Source organism: Edaphobacter sp. HDX4, from assembly GCF_036877565.1.
Taxonomy (GTDB): domain Bacteria; phylum Acidobacteriota; class Terriglobia; order Terriglobales; family Acidobacteriaceae; genus Edaphobacter.
This window is the reverse complement of record NZ_JAEDXW010000098.1, coordinates 1-254: the sequence shown is the minus strand read 5'-3', so window position 1 is coordinate 254 and position 254 is coordinate 1. Positions and strand designations below refer to the sequence as shown.

The 254-nt window shown below is 56.7% G+C and carries 1 protein-coding gene; it reads right to left on the bottom strand.

What is annotated here, in order from left to right; translation table 11 throughout:
• Positions 1-227, bottom strand: a 227-nt coding sequence (locus tag JAO29_RS23240; RefSeq protein WP_334270664.1) for an ArsR/SmtB family transcription factor, incomplete at its 3' end; no start/stop codon positions are given.
• Between the last annotated feature and the right edge of the window lie 27 nt (positions 228-254).

The following is a 254-nucleotide window of genomic DNA, read 5'->3' as shown; positions in this document are numbered from 1 at the left end:
ACCTGTTCCTGAGGAACGACGCTCATCCTTATCTCAGCTTCGCGGCTTTTGTATGTTCCTGTTTTGTTGGGTGTATGCGTCGATGATCGAGGCGACGAGCCCGGGGAAGCGTCCATTGATCTCGGCGAGCGCGAGGTGTTGTGCATCTCGACACCTTTGCGCTCGGCTCGAATGAGTCCGGATTCGCGAAGCACCTTGAAGTGCTGGGAGAGGGTGGACTTAGGGATGGGGCGATCGATGATGTCCTGAAACGC